This window comes from Aquabacterium sp. T101 (assembly GCF_057219775.1).
In genome coordinates this window covers 700,479-715,158 of sequence record NZ_JBXVVZ010000001.1, presented here as the reverse complement: position 1 = coordinate 715,158, position 14,680 = coordinate 700,479, and the positions used below count along the sequence as shown (strand labels likewise).

Sequence of the window (14,680 nt, the reverse complement as noted above, 5' to 3'; positions counted from 1 at the left end):
CTCGGCCGTGTCGCCGAAGATCGATTTGTAGAATGAAAATTATCCATGACAGCCTCCACCCCGCCGAACGCCCCGGTCGCCTGGACCGATCCGCAGCGCCGCGACGCCTTCGAACTCTGGCTAGCGCCCCTGATCGCCGCACATGGTTTGTCGCCGGCGACGCTGCGTCCCGCGTCGGCCGACGCGAGCTTTCGCCGCTATCTGCGGCTGGACAGCGCGGCGCACGGCAGCCTGATCGTGATGGACGCGCCGCCGCCCCAGGAGGACGTGCGCCCCTTCGTGCACGTGGCCGGCCTGATGCAGCAGGCCGGCCTGCACGGCCCGCAGATCCTGGCCGCGGACGAGGCCCAGGGCTTCCTGCTGCTCACCGACCTCGGGCGCACGCTCTTTCTCGACGCGTTCGCCGATGCCACGCCGAGGCAGGCCGACGGGCTGATGCGCGACGCCATCGCCGCGCTGGTGCGCTGGCAGCTGCACGTGCCGGGCGACGCGCTGCCGCCCTACGACGAGGCCAAGCTGCGCGCCGAGCTGCAGCTGTTTCCCGACTGGTGCGTCGTGCGCGAGCACGGCGTGACCTGGGGCGAGGGCGAGCGCCGCACCTGGCAGCGCGTGAGCGACGCGCTGGTGGCCGCAGCGCTGGCCCAGCCGCGGGTGGCGGTGCACCGCGACTGGATGCCGCGCAACCTGATGGTGGCCGACCCCAACCCGGCCATCCTCGACTTCCAGGACGCTGCCTGCGGGCCGATCGCCTACGACGTGGCCTCGCTGCTGCGCGACGCGTTCTGGAGCTGGGACGAGGAGCGCGAGATCGACTGGGCAGTGCGCTACTGGGAGCAGGCGCGCCGCGCCGGGCTGCCGGTGGGCGACGACTTCGGCGCCTTCTGGCGCGACATCGAGTGGATCGGCCTGCAGCGCCACCTCAAGGTGCTGGGCATCTTCTGCCGGCTGAAGCACCGCGACGGCAAGCCGAAGTACGCCACCGACCTGCCGCGCTTCTTCGCCTATGCCACCCGCGTGGCCACGCGCTACCGCGAGCTCGAGCCGCTGATGTCGCTGATCGAGCCGCTGTCGGGCATGAAGGCGGCCGTGGCCTACTCGCTGCGCTGAGGCCTCAGCCGACGCGGCGCTCGGTGGCCGCGTCGAACAGGTGCGACTGCGCCGCCGCCCAGGACACCAGCACATGGTCGCCGACGCGGTGCGTCGGGGTGCCCGGCAGCCGGGCCGTGAGCACGCCCAGCTCGGTGTCGATCAGCATGTAGGTGTCCGGGCCCGTGGGCTCGACCATGCGCACCGACCCGGGCAGGCCATGGCCCGACAGCGACAGCGCCTCCGGCCGGATGCCGTAGAGCAGCTTGTCGGCCCGGCAGGCGTCGAGCGACACGCGCTGCGCCTCCGTCATCGCCAGCACCACCGAGGCGCTGCACAGGGCGCCGTCGCGGCGCTCGACCGGGATGAAGTTCATCGCCGGCGAGCCGATGAACTCGGCCACGAAGCGCGTGGCCGGGCGGCCGTAGATGGCTTCCGGGGTGTCGAACTGCTCGATGCGGCCGGCACGCATCACGGCGATGCGGTCGCCCAGCGTCATGGCCTCGACCTGGTCGTGCGTGACGTACACCGTGCTGGTGCGGGTGCGCTGGTGCAGCAGCTTGATCTCGGCGCGCATCTCCACGCGCAGCTTGGCGTCCAGGTTGGACAGCGGCTCGTCGAACAGGAACAGCTTCGGGTCGCGCGCCAGCGCACGCCCCATGGCCACGCGCTGGCGCTGGCCGCCGGACAGCTGCGCCGGCTTGCGGTCGAGCAGGTGCTCGATCTGCAGCATCTTCGCCACGCGGGCGATCGCCTTGTCGCGCTCGGGCTTGGGCACCTTGCGCATCTCCAGGCCGAAGGCGATGTTGCCGGCCACCGTCATCGTGGGGTAGAGCGCGTAGCTCTGGAACACCATCGCGATGTCGCGGTCCTTGCTGGGCAGGTGCGTCACGTCGCGGTCGCCGATGTGGATGCTGCCCGAGGTAGGCACGTCCAGGCCGGCGATCATGTTCAGCAGCGTGGACTTGCCGCAGCCCGACGCACCCACCAGGATGATGAATTCGCCGGCCGTGGCCTGCAGGTGGATGTCGTCGAGCACGGTGGTCTTGCCGAACACCTTGCGCACGTTCCGGATGTTCAGCGCACTCATCCCTTGACGGCTCCCGCGGTCAGGCCGCGCACGAAGTACTTGCCTGCCAGCACGTAGACCAGCAGCGTGGGCAGCCCGGCGATCATCGCCGCGGCCATGTCGACGTTGTATTCCTTGACCGAGCTGGAGGTGTTGGCCAGGTTGTTCAGGCCCACGGTCACCGGCTTGCTGTCGGCGCCGGAGAACACCACGCCGTAGAGGAAGTCGTTCCAGATGTTGGTGAACTGCCAGATCAGCGTGACCATCATGATCGGCGTGGACAGCGGCAGCACGATGCGCCAGAAGATCTGCCAGAAGCCCGCGCCGTCGATCGTGGCCGCCCGCACCAGCTCGTCGGGCACGCCAACGTAGTAGTTGCGGAAGAACAGGGTGGTCGACGGCAGCCCGGCGATCACGTGCACCAGGATCAGGCCCCAGATCGAGCTGGCGATGCCCAGCCAGCCCAGCACCTGGCTCATCGGCAGCAGCACCACCTGCATCGGCATGAAGACGCCGAACAGCAGCAGCGCGAACAGCGTCTCGCTGCCGCGGAAGCGCCACTTCGACAGCACGTAGCCGTTGAGCGCACCGATGGCGGTGGACACCAGCACCGCCGGCACCACCATCAGCACCGAGTTCATGAAGAAGGGCCGCAGGCCGCCGCAGTCCACGCCGGTGCAGGCCGTGCTCCAGGCCTTGGCCCAGGCGTCGAAGCTGGGCGAGGTGGGCAGCGACAGCAGGTGGCCCGATCGCACCTGTTCCATGTCCTTCAGCGACGTGGCCACCATCACGTACAGCGGCAGCAGGAACCACGCCGCGAACAGCAGCAGCACGGCCCACAGCAGCGCACGGTGCCAGGCGAAGCGGCTCACTTCTTCGTCCTCAGCTCGCTGTAGAGGTAGGGCACGACGATGGCCGCGATCGTGGCCAGCATCACCGTGGCCGCCGCCGCGCCCTGGCCGATCTGGCCGCGGGTGAACGCCATCGCGTACATGTAGGTGGCCGGCAGGTCGGTCGAGAAGCCCGGGCCACCGGCCGTCAGCGCCATCACGAGGTCGAAGCTCTTGATGGCCAGATGGCTGACGATCATCAGCGTGGAGAAGAACACCGGCCGCAGGCAGGGCAGCACGATGCGCCAGTAGATGCGCGGCAGGCTCGCGCCGTCGACCTGCGCGGCCTTGATGATGGAGTCGTCCACGCCGCGCAGGCCGGCCAGGAACAGGGCCATCACGAAGCCCGCGCTCTGCCAGATGCCGGCGATGGCCACGCAGTAGATGGCGCGGTCCGGGTTGACCAGCCAGTCGAAGGTGAAGGACTCGAAGCCCCAGCGCCGCATCACGTTCTCGAGACCGAGGCCGGGGTTGAGGATCCACTTCCACGCCGTACCGGTGACGATGAAGCTCAGCGCCATCGGGTAGAGGTAGATCGTGCGCAGCGCGCCCTCGGCGCGGATCTTCTGGTCCAGCAGCACCGCCAGCAGCAGCCCGATGCCCATCGCGCCGCCGATGAACAGGCCGCCGAACACGGCCATGTTGGACAGCGCGACGCGGAAGCGCTCGCTCTCCCACAGCCGCACGTACTGCTCGAGGCCGACGAACTCGTAGTTCGGCAGCAGGCGGGAAGCGGACACCGAGAGGTATCCGTTCCACGCCATCAGGCCGTAGACGAAGGCCAGGCCGAGCACGAAGCTCGGCGCGACCACCAGCTTGGGCAGCCAGGCGTTGCGTTGCATGGCTGCCCCGGCCTCGCGCTTACTTCGTCCGGGCCGCGGTCGCCAGCTTGGCCATCGCGGCCTTGGCGTCCATCTTGTCGTCGTTCCAGAATTGGCTGACGACGTCCTTGATCGCGCCTTCGGTGGCCGACGGCACGGCCATGCCGTGCGCGATGGACGGCACCAGCGCGCCGGACTTGGCGGTGGCCACGAAGTCCTTGCTGGAGGTCTTGGCGCAGTCGTCGAACTTGTCCATCTTCATGTTCAGCCGCACCGGGATCGAGCCCTTGTTGAGGTTGAACACCTCCTGGAACTCGGTGCCCATGATGGCCGCGGCGAGGTCGTTCTGCGCCTTGGTGTTGGCGTCGTTCTTGAGCTTGAACATCGCGAACGAGTCGACGTTGAAGGTGTAGGCGTTGGCGCTGCCCGGCGTGGCCACGCAGGTGAAGTCCTTGCCCGGCACCTTGCCCGCGGCGAGGAACTCGCCCTTGGCCCAGTCGCCCATGATCTGCATGCCGGCCTCGCCCTTGATGACCATGGCGGTGGCCAGGTTCCAGTCGCGGCCGGGGGCATTCTTGTCGGTGTAGCCCTTGATGCGCTTGAAGGTGGTGAGCACCCTCTCCATCGTCGGGCTCGACACGCTGGCCGGGTCGAGCTGCACCAGCGCCTTCTTGTAGAAGTCGGCCCCGCCCACGCCGAGCGCCACGGCCTCGAAGGTGGTGAAGTCCTGCCAGTTCTGGCCGCCGTGCGCCACCGGGGTGATGCCGGCCTTCTTCAGCGCCTCGGCGGCGGTGAAGAACTCGTCCCAGTTGGTGGGCACCTTGGCGCCGGCCTTCTGGAACGCCGCCGGGTTGGCCCACAGCCAGTTCACGCGGTGCACATTCACCGGCACGGCGATGTAGCTGCCCTTGTGCTTCATCACGTCGGCGACCACCTTGGGCAGGAGTTCGTCCCACTTCTCGGCCTTGGCGGTGGCGTCGAGGTTGGCCAGCACGCCTTCCTTGGCCCACTCCTGCAGCGAGGGGCCCTTGATCTGGGCCGCGGCCGGCGCGTTGCCCGCGACGACGCGGCTCTTCAGCACGGTCATCGCGGCGTCGCCGCCGCCACCGGCGACGGCGAAGTCCTTCCAGGTGTGGCCCTTGGCCTGCATGCTGGCCTTCAGCGCGGCGGCGGCCTTGGCCTCGCCACCGCTGGTCCACCAGTGCAGGACTTCCACTTCGCCAGCCTGGGCGGCGCCCATCAGGCCCCCGAGGGCCAGGGCCAGGACGAGAGGCTTGATGCTCGGACGGATCGGGTTCATCGACGGTCTCCTGTGCGTGTTCGTGACGGTCGCTTCAGGCGGCGTCAAGAAACCTGAACCGCTGCGACCGCGAAACTTTAAACTTTCGTTAAAGAATTGAGAACTCGGTGTTAACCCTGCGCCGGCGCCCGCGGCAGCTCCAGGCAGGCCCGCGTGCCCCGCGGCACCACCGGCTCCAGCCAGACCGCGCCGCCGTGGCGCTGCACCACCTCGCGCACGATGGCCAGCCCGAGGCCGCAACCGTCGCCGCTGCCTGCCGCGGCATGGGTCTCGCCGCGCACGAAGCGCTCGAAGACGCGCTCGCGCTCGGCCTCCGGCACGCCGGGACCGTTGTCCTCGACCTCCACGCGCACGCGCTCGGCCGGCGCGGCCGTCACCCGCACCGTGACGCTGGCGCCGCGGCCCGCGTAGCGGATCGCGTTGTCCACCAGGTTGGCCAGCGCCTCGCGCAGCAGCAGCTCGGTGCCGTCGACGAAGCAGGGGTCGGCGTCGGCCCCGTCGTCGAAGCCGAGGTCGACGCCGGCAGCCAGCGCGCGCGGCACCCACTCGGCGCTGAGCTCGCGCGCGAGCCGGCGCAGGTCGAAGCGCGCTCGGCCCAGCGCCGAACCGGACTCGGGCTCGGCGCGCGCCAGCACCAGCAACTGCGACACCAGGTGCGCACTACGCGTGGCGCTGTCGTGCACGCGCTGCAGCCGGGCGCGCTGCGCGGCGTCGGTGGCGTCGGCCAGTGCCAGCTCGGTCTGGCTCTTCAGGCCGGCCAGCGGCGTGCGCAGCTGGTGCGCCGCGTCGTTGATGAAGCGGCGCTGCGCCACCAGGCTGTGCTGCACCGCGGCCAGCAGTTCGTTGATCGCGCGCGCCAGCGCGCGCACCTCCGGTGGCGCCTCGTCGAGGCGGATCGGCGCCAGGTCGTTCGGCGCGCGGCCTTCCACCAGCAGGCGCAGGCGGGCCAGCGGCGCCAGCCCGGCGCGGATGCCGGCCCAGACGATCATCGTCATCAGCAGGATCAGCGCCGACAGCGGCAGCACGGTGTCGACCAGGATGCGGCGCGCCAGCTCCTCGCGGTTGGCCGAGCTGCGCGCCACCTGCACCAGCATCGTCTGGCGCGGCGCGTCGTCGTCGCCGTAGCCCAGCAGCAGGGCGGCCACCCGCACGCGCAGCGGCGTGCCGCCGTCGGCACTGTCCATCGTGGCGTCGTAGAACACGGTCTCGTCCAGCCGCAGCGCCACCGGCGCCGGTGGCGGCGGCATCTGCCGGTAGCCGAGGATGAACTGGCCCGGCGGCGTGCTCACCATGTAGTAGAACGGGTCGCGCGGGTCGGCCTCGAGCACGTCCTGCGCGGCGCGCGGGAAGTCGATGAACAGGCCGCTGCCCACCGGCTTGACCTGGCGCGCCAGCGCTCGCGTGGCCTGCGACAGGCTCGCGTCCACCGCGCGGTCGGCGTAGCGCTGGGCGACATGGAAGGTGACGAAGGCGCCGACGATCCACAGCACCAGCTGCGGCAGCAGCAGCCACAGCAGCAGCTGGCGGTGCAGCGAGCGCGCGCCCGGCACCACGGCCGGCAGCCGGCCGATCCAGCGTTGCAGCGCGGACGCGGGCACCGCCGGGCCCTCAGGGGCTGCCGGGCTCGAGCAGGTAGCCCAGGCCGCGCACGGTGCGGATCGCCAGGCCCGAGCCCTCGAGCTTGCGCCGCAGCCGGTGGATGTACACCTCGGTGGACCCGGCGTCGCCGGCTTCCACGCTCCAGGCCTGGGCGATGCGCTCCTTGCCCACCACCTTGCCCTGCTGCGCCAGCAGCAGCTCCAGCAGCAGCCACTCGCGCGGGCTCAGCTCCACCGGCACGCCGTGCACCGAAGCGCGCCGCGCGTCATGGTCGAGCACCAGGCCGCCCAACTGGCTGCCGGCGCTGTCCGACGGCCGGCTGCGGCGCAGCAGCGCGCGCAGGCGCAGCTCCAGCTCGGGGAAGTCGAAGGGCTTGGTCAGGTAGTCGTCGGCCCCGGCCTGGAAGCCGGCCACACGGCTGTCCAGGCCGTCCTGCGCGGTGAGGATCAGCACCGGCAGCGCCGGCTTGGCCACGCGCACGCGCTTGAGCACCGACAGGCCGTCGACCAGCGGCAGGCCGAGGTCGAGCACGGCCGCGTCGAAGGGCTGGCGCAGCAGCAGGAACTCGGCCACCGCGCCGTTGGGCGCGTGCTCGACCCGGAAGCCGGCCAGCGCGAGCTGCGTGCACAGCGCGTCGGCCAACACGGCGTCGTCCTCGGCCAGCAGCAGCGACGGGGCGTTCATGGCTCCGCAGCTTAACGCCTTAACGGCGTCTTAACACGCCTGCCTGCGGATCAGGCGTAGTCGGACACCGGGATGCAGCTGCAGAACAGGTTGCGGTCGCCGTGCACGTTGTCGACGCGGCCGACCGGGCTCCAGTACTTCTGCCCGCGCAGCGCCGGCACCGGGTACGCGGCCTCCTCGCGGCTGTACGGATGCGACCACTCGGTCACCAGCAGCGACGCGGCGGTGTGCGGCGCGTTCTTCAGCGGGTTGTCGTCCTGCGGCCAGCGGCCCTGCTCGACGGCACGGATCTCCTCGCGGATGGCGATCATCGCGTCGCAGAAGCGGTCCAGCTCGGCACGCGGCTCGCTTTCGGTGGGCTCGACCATCAGCGTGCCGGGCACCGGGAACGACAGCGTGGGCGCGTGGAAGCCGTAGTCGATCAGGCGCTTGGCCACGTCCTCGGCGGTGACGCCGGAGCTGTCCTTCAGCGGGCGCAGGTCGAGGATGCACTCGTGCGCCACGCCGCCGCCCTTGAGGCCGGGCACCTCGCTGCTGAAGCGGATCTCGTAGTGGTCGGCCAGGCGGGCGGCCACGTAGTTGGCCGACAGGATCGCCGCCTCGGTGGCGGCGGTCAGCCCTTCGGTGCCCATCATGCGCACGTACATCCACGAGATCGGCAGCACGCCGGCATTGCCCAGCGGCGCGGCCGACACCGCGCCCACCGGGCTGGCCTGCCCGCTGCCGGTGGCGTGGCCGGGCAGGTAGGGCACGAGGTCGTCGACCACGCACACCGGGCCCACGCCGGGACCGCCGCCGCCGTGCGGGATGCAGAAGGTCTTGTGCAGGTTGAGGTGGCTCACGTCGCCGCCGAACTCGCCGGGCGCGGCCAGGCCGACCAGCGCGTTCATGTTGGCGCCGTCGACATAGACCCGGCCGCCATGCAAATGCACCAGCGCGCACAGCTCGCGCACCTGCGGGTCGAACACGCCGTAGGTGGAGGGGTAGGTGATCATGATCGCGGCCAGCGCGTCCGAATGGGCCTCGCACTTGGCGCGCAGGTCGGCCATGTCCACGTTGCCCAGCGCGTCGCACTTCACCACCACGACGCTCATGCCCACCATCTGCGCCGACGCCGGGTTGGTGCCGTGCGCCGACTCGGGGATCAGGCACACGGTGCGCTGGCCCTGGCCGCGGGCGGCCTGCCAGCCCCGGATCGCCAGCAGGCCGGCGTACTCGCCCTGCGAGCCGGCATTGGGCTGCAGGCTGATGCCGGCGTAGCCGGTGGCCTGGCACAGCCACGCACGCAGCTGCTCGTCGAGCAGGGCGAAGCCCTGGCGCTGGTCCGCCGGCGCGAACGGGTGGATGCGCGCGAACTCGGGCCAGGTCACCGGGATCATCTCGGACGTGGCGTTGAGCTTCATCGTGCACGAGCCGAGCGGGATCATCGTGCGGTCGAGGGCGAGGTCCTTGTCGGCCAGCCGCCGCAGGTAGCGCAGCATCTCGGTCTCGCTGTGGTGCGCATTGAACACCGGATGCGTCAGGAAGGCGCTGGTGCGGCGCAGCGCCAGCGGGATCAGCGGCTCGATGCCGGCCTCGTAGGCGGCGGCCTTCGGCAGCGGGGCGCCTTGCGGGGCGAACCAGGACCACAGGGCCTCGACGTCGGCGCGCGTGGTGGTCTCGTCCAGCGCCACCGACACGTGCTGCGGCGACAGGCGCCGCAGGTTGGCGCCGGCGGCCAGCGCGCGGCCGATGACCTCGTCGGTGCGCGCGCCGGTGGCCACGGTGATGGTGTCGAAGGCGTGCGGCGTGACGACCTGCAGCCCGAGCGACTGCAGGCCGTCGGCCAGCATCGCGGTGTAGCTGGCCACGCGCTGCGCGATGCGCGTCAGGCCCTGCGGGCCGTGGTAGACGGCGTACATGCTGGCGATCACCGCCAGCAGCACCTGCGCGGTGCAGATGTTGGAGGTGGCCTTCTCGCGCCGGATGTGCTGCTCGCGCGTCTGCAGCGCCAGGCGGTAGGCCGGGTCGCCGTGCGCGTCGACGCTGACGCCGACCAGACGGCCCGGCATCGAGCGCTTGAACTCGTCGCGGCAGGCCAGGAAGGCGGCATGCGGGCCGCCGCCGCCCATGGGCACGCCGAAGCGCTGCGAGTTGCCCACCACGATGTCGGCGCCGAACTCGCCCGGCGGCACCAGCAGCGTCAGCGCCAGCAGGTCGGCGGCGACGATGAAGGCCGCCGACTTCGCATGGGCCTTGTCGACGTACGGCTTCAGGTCGTGGATCAGGCCGGACGTGGACGGGTACTGCGCCAGCACGCCGAAGTAGTCCAGCTCGTCCATCAGCTGCGGCGCGACGCCCACGCGCACGTCGATGCCCAGCGGCTCGGCGCGCGTGCGCACGACCTCGATCGTCTGCGGGTGGCAGTCGCCGGCCACGATGAACACGTTGCTCGGGTTGCGCACGCTGCGCCGCGCCAGCGTCATGGCTTCCGCCGCGGCCGTGGCCTCGTCGAGCATCGACGCATTGGCGATCGCCATGCCCGTGAGGTCGCACACCATGGTCTGGAAGTTCACCAGCGCCTCGAGGCGGCCCTGCGAGATCTCGGCCTGGTAGGGCGTGTAGGCCGTGTACCAGGCGGGGTTCTCGAGGATGTTGCGCAGGATGACGCCGGGCGTGTGCGTGTCGTGGTAGCCCTGGCCGATGTAGCTGCGCAGCACCTTGTTGCGCGAGGCGATCGCGCGCAGCTCGTCCAGCGCCCGGGCCTCGGTGACGGGGGCGGGCAGCGCCATCGCCCGGGTGCGGGCGATCGAGCGCGGCATCACCGCGTCGATCAGGGCGCGGCGCGACGCGGCGCCGATGACCGACAGCATGTGCGGTTCGTCGCGGTCGTCCGGACCGATGTGGCGGGCGCGGAACTCGGCGGCGAGTTCGAGCGCGGGCAGCGGCTGGGTGGCGGGCTTGAGCATGGGTCGGGGCGCGGCAGCGTGGGGATCGGCGCGGGGCCGGGGTCGGGGGGAGCTCGGTCGGAGCGAGCCGGTCAGAGCGACTTGAGCAGCTTGTCGTAGGACGGCGGGTCCATCAGCTCGTCGAACTGCTCCATGTGCGTGACGTGGACCTTGAAGAACCAGCCTTCGCCCATCGGGTCGCTGTTGGCCAGAGACGGATCGGCGCGCAGCGCCTCGTTGACCTCGACCACCTCGCCCTCGACGGGCATGTACAGGTCGGCGGCGGCCTTGACCGACTCGACCACGCCGGCGACCTCGCCCTTCTTGTAGGTCTTGCCCACCTGGGGCAGGTCGACGAACACCACGTCGCCCAGCGCGTCCTGCGCATGCAGCGTGATGCCGACCACGGCGGCCTCGTGATCCTCGATGTTGATCCACTCGTGGTCGGGGGTGAACATGGTCGTCATGGGTCGGATCTCCTGGGTCGGTGACGGTCGGGTTGAGGGAGGCAGGGGCTGAAGCCGTTTCAGCCGCGGTGGTAGCCGGGCGGCACGAAGGGCAGGGCGGTCACGCGCATCGGCTGGCGCTTGCCGCGCACGTCCGCATAGACCTCGTGGTTGGCGATGGCATGGTTGGCGGCCAGGTAGGCCATCGCGATGGGCTGCGCCACGGTCGGGGCCAGCGTGCCGCTGGTGACGCGGCCGAGCTTGTGGCCCTGGGCGTCGGTGAGCACGGCGCCTTCGCGCACCGGCACGCGCTCCAGGCCGGTCAGGCCCACGCGCTTGATCTCCGCGCCGTGGGCGAGCTGACCGGCGATGCGGTCTGCGCCGGGATAGCCGCCGGCACGCGCGCCGCCCGGGCGGCGCACCTTCTGGATCGCCCAGGTGAGGACGGCCTCGACCGGCGTGGTGGTCTCGTCGATGTCGTGGCCGTACAGGCACAGCCCGGCTTCGAGGCGCAGCGTGTCGCGCGCGCCCAGGCCGGCCGGCTTGACCTCCGGCTGCGCCAGCAGTTCTCGCGCCAGGCGCACGGCGGCGTCCGCAGGCACCGAGATCTCGAAGCCGTCCTCGCCGGTGTAGCCCGAGCGCGTGACGAAGCAGTCGGCTCCGGCGAGCGTGAAGCGGCCACCGGTCATGAACACCAGCTTCTCCACGCCCGGGGCCAGGCGTTGCAGCGCGTCCACCGCATGCTGCCCCTGTAGCGCCAGCAGCGCGCGCTCGGGCATCGGTACCACCTGGCAGCGGTGACCGATGTGGGTGAGCAGGTGTCGCGTGTCGGCGTCCTTGCGGGACGCGTTGACCACCACGAACAGATCGTCCTCGCGGCGCGCGATCATCAGGTCGTCGAGGATCCCGCCACTGGCATTGGTGAAGAGGGCGTAGCGCTGCCGGCCCACGGCCAGGTCGACCACGTCCACCGGCACCAGGGTCTCGAGCGCGGCGGCGGCGTCGGCCCCCACCAGGCGCAGCTGGCCCATATGCGACACGTCGAACAGCGCCGCCTGCTCGCGGCAGTGGCGGTGCTCGGCGACGATGCCGCCGGGGTAGCTGACCGGCATCTCGTAGCCGGCGAACGGCACCATGCGGGCACCGAGCTCGACGTGCAGGTCGTGCAGCGGCGTGCGAAGCAGGGAAGGGGTCGAGGCGGTCATGGCAAGGGCTCCGAGGGCTGAGACACGGTGCCCGGCCTTCGCCGGTGCACGCTCCAGACCCCCGCTGTCCGCTTTACCTGAGAGATTGGCGCCCGGGGCCCTGAAAGCCCGCAAGCGCTTGCCCCTTCGGTGGGCCGCCCGATGCTGCAGGGCGGCCTCTCTCCAGTGAGGTGACGCCGGCTTGAAGCCGGCGCTTGCCAGTCCTTTTGCCTGAGCGTTCGGGGTTGCCCCCTGCGCCGTCGGCGGCCCGCGCAAGCGGGCTCTCTCCTGGCGCGGTCAGTGTAGCAGCGGGCAGCGCCCTCGCGATACAGTGCCCGCGACGCGACGACACCGACGGGGGAGGCCATGGCCGATGCGATCGCCAAGCGGGACATCGCCCGCCTGCCGGTGCGCCGGTACGAGGACGTGCGCCAGGACCTGCGCTCCGGCGATCTCGTGTTCTGCTCCGGGTCGTACCTGTTCTCCGGGATGATCCAGCGCTTCACGCGCTCGGTCTGGAGCCATGTCGGCATCGTCCACCGCGACGACCAGCTCGGGCGCCTGTTCATCCTGGAAAGCGAGACCGGCATCGGCGTGCGCCTGGTGCCGATCTCCAAGTACCTGCGCGACTACCACGGCCGGCGCAGGCCGTACCGTGGGCAGATCGTGGTCGGCCGGGTCGAGCCCGCGCCCGACGAGGCGCAGGCGCGCGCCGCGGTGAGCTTCGGCATGGACCTGTTGACCAGGCCCTACGACAACGTCGAGATCCTACGCATCGCCGCGCGCATCGCGTTTCGCGTCGGCCGGCGCACGCAGGACCGCAAGTTCATCTGCTCGGAACTGGTCGACGAGTGCTACCGCGCCGCCGGCGTGCGCTTCGCGCGGCGCGACAACTACATCAGCCCCGACGACATCTGGCGCGACCCCGCAGTGCGCCTGCTGGCCCGCGTGCTCTGAGGCACGGGTTTGGCCGCTACATGCCGGCGTAGTTGGGGCCGCCGCCGCCCTCGGGCGTGACCCAGACGATGTTCTGCGTCGGGTCCTTGATGTCGCAGGTCTTGCAGTGCACGCAGTTCTGCGCGTTGATCTGCAGGCGGTCGCCGCCGTCCTCGGTCTTGACGAACTCGTAGACGCCGGCAGGGCAGTAGCGGCTCTCGGGGCCGGCGTAGCGCGCGAGGTTGATGCCCACGGGCACCTTGGCGTCGACCAGGGTGAGGTGCGCGGGCTGGTTCTCCTCGTGGTTGGTGTTGCTGATGAACACCGAGGACAGCCGGTCGAAGGTGAGCACGCCGTCGGGCTTGGGGTAGTCGATGCGCGGGCACTCGGCCGCGGGCTTCAGGCGCACGTGGTCGGGCTGGGTGCGGTGCACGGTCCACGGTGGCGACTTGATGCCCAGGCGCGGCAGCAGCCACTGCTCGATGCCGGTCATCAGCATGCCGACGCGGTTGCCCTTCTTGAACCACTGCTTGAAGTTGCGCGACTGATGCAGTTCGTCGTGCAGCCAGCTCTTCTCGAAGGCCTCGGGGTAGGCCTTGAGCTCGTCGTGGCGGCGGTCGTCCTTGAACACCGCCTCGCAGATCGCCTCAGCGCACAGCATGCCGCTCTTGATGGCCGCATGGCTGCCCTTGATGCGCGCGGCGTTGAGCGTGCCGGCGTCGCAACCCACCAGGGCGCCGCCGGGGAACACCAGCCTGGGCAGCGACAGCAGGCCGCCGGCGGTGATCGCGCGCGCGCCGTAGCCGATGCGCTTGCCGCCTTCGAGGTGGGCGCGGATGGCGGGGTGCGTCTTCCAGCGCTGCATCTCCTCGAACGGGCTGAGCCACGGGTTGGCGTAGTCCAGGCCGGTGACGAAGCCCAGCGTCACGCGGTTGCCTTCCAGGTGATAGAGGAAGCCGCCGCCGTAGGTGGCGTCGTCCATCGGCCAGCCGGCGGTGTGCACCACGAGCCCGGGCCGCGCCTTGTCGGCGGGCACTTCCCACAGCTCCTTCACGCCGATGGCGTAGCTCTGCGGATCGCGGCCGCCGTCGAGGCGGTGGCGGTTGATCACCTGCTTGCCGAGGTGGCCGCGCGCGCCTTCGGCGAACACGGTGTAGCGGGCACGCAGTTCCATGCCGAGCTGGAACCCGTCGTGCGGCTGGCCGTCCTTGCCGATACCCATGTTGCCCGTGGCCACGCCGAGCACGGTGCCGTCGTCGGCGAACAGCACCTCGGCCGCCGCGAAGCCGGGGAAGATCTCGACGCCGAGCGCCTCGGCCTGCTCGCCGAGCCACTTGGTCACGGCGCCCAGGCTGACGATGTAGTTGCCGCCGTTGTGCAGGCAGTCCGGGATCAGCCAGTTGGGCGTGCGGCGCGACTCGTGCTCGCTGAGGAACAGAACCTCGTCGTTCATGACGCGCTGGTTCAGCGGCGCGCCCATCGACTTCCAGTCCGGGAACAGCTCGGTGATGGCGCGGGGGTCCATCACGGCACCGGAGAGGATGTGCGCGCCCGGCTCGCTGCCCTTCTCGAGCACGACCACCGAGATCTCCTTGCCGTCGAGCTGCGCGAGCTGCTTGCAGCGGATCGCGCAGGCGAGTCCGGCGGGGCCGCCGCCGACGACGACGACGTCGTATTCCATGGCCTCGCGCGGGCCGAACTGGGCGACAAGTTCTTTGGCGTTCATGGAAAAGATTCT

At 70.7% G+C, this 14,680-nt stretch carries 12 protein-coding genes and 2 riboswitches; of the genes, 2 read left to right on the top strand and 10 right to left on the bottom strand.

Features of this window, described 5'->3' with window-relative positions; translation table 11 throughout:
- Nucleotides 1-45 precede the first annotated feature (45 nt).
- On the top strand, nt 46-1,107 hold the full coding sequence (locus AC2EAQ_RS03320) for an aminoglycoside phosphotransferase family protein (RefSeq protein ID WP_484640324.1): 1,062 nt from the start codon (nt 46-48) through the stop codon (nt 1,105-1,107).
- Nucleotides 1,108-1,111: 4 nt separating this feature from the next.
- Here AC2EAQ_RS03320 and AC2EAQ_RS03315 read toward each other — a convergent pair whose 3' ends face one another.
- The 9 genes from AC2EAQ_RS03315 to gcvT form a co-directional block, all read right to left on the bottom strand.
- A complete protein-coding gene (locus tag AC2EAQ_RS03315) occupies nt 1,112-2,176 on the bottom strand; it encodes an ABC transporter ATP-binding protein (protein WP_484640323.1) in 1,065 nt (354 codons plus the stop codon).
- The gene (locus AC2EAQ_RS03310) at nt 2,173-3,027 is read right to left on the bottom strand and encodes a carbohydrate ABC transporter permease (protein ID WP_484640322.1); all 855 of its coding nucleotides are present in this window, start codon (nt 3,025-3,027) and stop codon (nt 2,173-2,175) included. The genes AC2EAQ_RS03315 and AC2EAQ_RS03310 overlap by 4 nt, the downstream gene beginning before the upstream one ends.
- Nucleotides 3,024-3,887: a carbohydrate ABC transporter permease gene (locus tag AC2EAQ_RS03305; protein ID WP_484640319.1), complete on the bottom strand. Its 864-nt coding sequence runs from the start codon at nt 3,885-3,887 to the stop codon at nt 3,024-3,026. Before AC2EAQ_RS03305 ends, AC2EAQ_RS03310 begins: the two co-directional genes overlap by 4 nt.
- Before the next feature lie 19 nt (nt 3,888-3,906).
- Nucleotides 3,907-5,106 (bottom strand): ABC transporter substrate-binding protein, encoded by a 1,200-nt coding sequence (locus tag AC2EAQ_RS03300; protein ID WP_484641144.1) that lies wholly within the window; start codon nt 5,104-5,106, stop codon nt 3,907-3,909.
- A 170-nt stretch (nt 5,107-5,276) separates the two neighbouring features.
- Nucleotides 5,277-6,764, bottom strand: a complete 1,488-nt coding sequence (locus tag AC2EAQ_RS03295; protein ID WP_484640318.1) for a sensor histidine kinase — start codon at nt 6,762-6,764, stop codon at nt 5,277-5,279.
- 10 nt (nt 6,765-6,774) lie between these two features.
- A complete protein-coding gene (locus tag AC2EAQ_RS03290; RefSeq protein WP_484640315.1) occupies nt 6,775-7,449 on the bottom strand; it encodes a response regulator transcription factor in 675 nt (224 codons plus the stop codon).
- A 50-nt stretch (nt 7,450-7,499) separates the two neighbouring features.
- The gene (gcvP, locus tag AC2EAQ_RS03285) at nt 7,500-10,397 is read right to left on the bottom strand and encodes an aminomethyl-transferring glycine dehydrogenase (protein ID WP_484640313.1); all 2,898 of its coding nucleotides are present in this window, start codon (nt 10,395-10,397) and stop codon (nt 7,500-7,502) included.
- A 71-nt stretch (nt 10,398-10,468) separates the two neighbouring features.
- Nucleotides 10,469-10,843, bottom strand: a complete 375-nt coding sequence (gene gcvH, locus AC2EAQ_RS03280) for a glycine cleavage system protein GcvH (protein WP_484640312.1) — start codon at nt 10,841-10,843, stop codon at nt 10,469-10,471.
- A gap of 59 nt (nt 10,844-10,902) precedes the next feature.
- Nucleotides 10,903-12,027, bottom strand: a complete 1,125-nt coding sequence (gcvT, locus tag AC2EAQ_RS03275) for a glycine cleavage system aminomethyltransferase GcvT (protein ID WP_484640310.1) — start codon at nt 12,025-12,027, stop codon at nt 10,903-10,905.
- Between the two features lie 54 nt (nt 12,028-12,081).
- Nucleotides 12,082-12,203: riboswitch (glycine riboswitch) on the bottom strand.
- 12 nt (nt 12,204-12,215) lie between these two features.
- A riboswitch (glycine riboswitch) is annotated at nt 12,216-12,307 on the bottom strand.
- Nucleotides 12,308-12,372: 65 nt separating this feature from the next.
- On the opposite strand from gcvT, the gene AC2EAQ_RS03270 reads away from it, so the two are divergent.
- Nucleotides 12,373-12,963 (top strand): YiiX/YebB-like N1pC/P60 family cysteine hydrolase, encoded by a 591-nt coding sequence (locus tag AC2EAQ_RS03270; protein ID WP_484640308.1) that lies wholly within the window; start codon nt 12,373-12,375, stop codon nt 12,961-12,963.
- A 16-nt stretch (nt 12,964-12,979) separates the two neighbouring features.
- Here AC2EAQ_RS03270 and AC2EAQ_RS03265 read toward each other — a convergent pair whose 3' ends face one another.
- Nucleotides 12,980-14,668 carry an electron transfer flavoprotein-ubiquinone oxidoreductase gene (locus AC2EAQ_RS03265; RefSeq protein WP_484640307.1) on the bottom strand — a complete coding sequence of 563 codons (1,689 nt, stop codon included), beginning with the start codon at nt 14,666-14,668 and terminating at the stop codon, nt 12,980-12,982.
- Between the last annotated feature and the right edge of the window lie 12 nt (nt 14,669-14,680).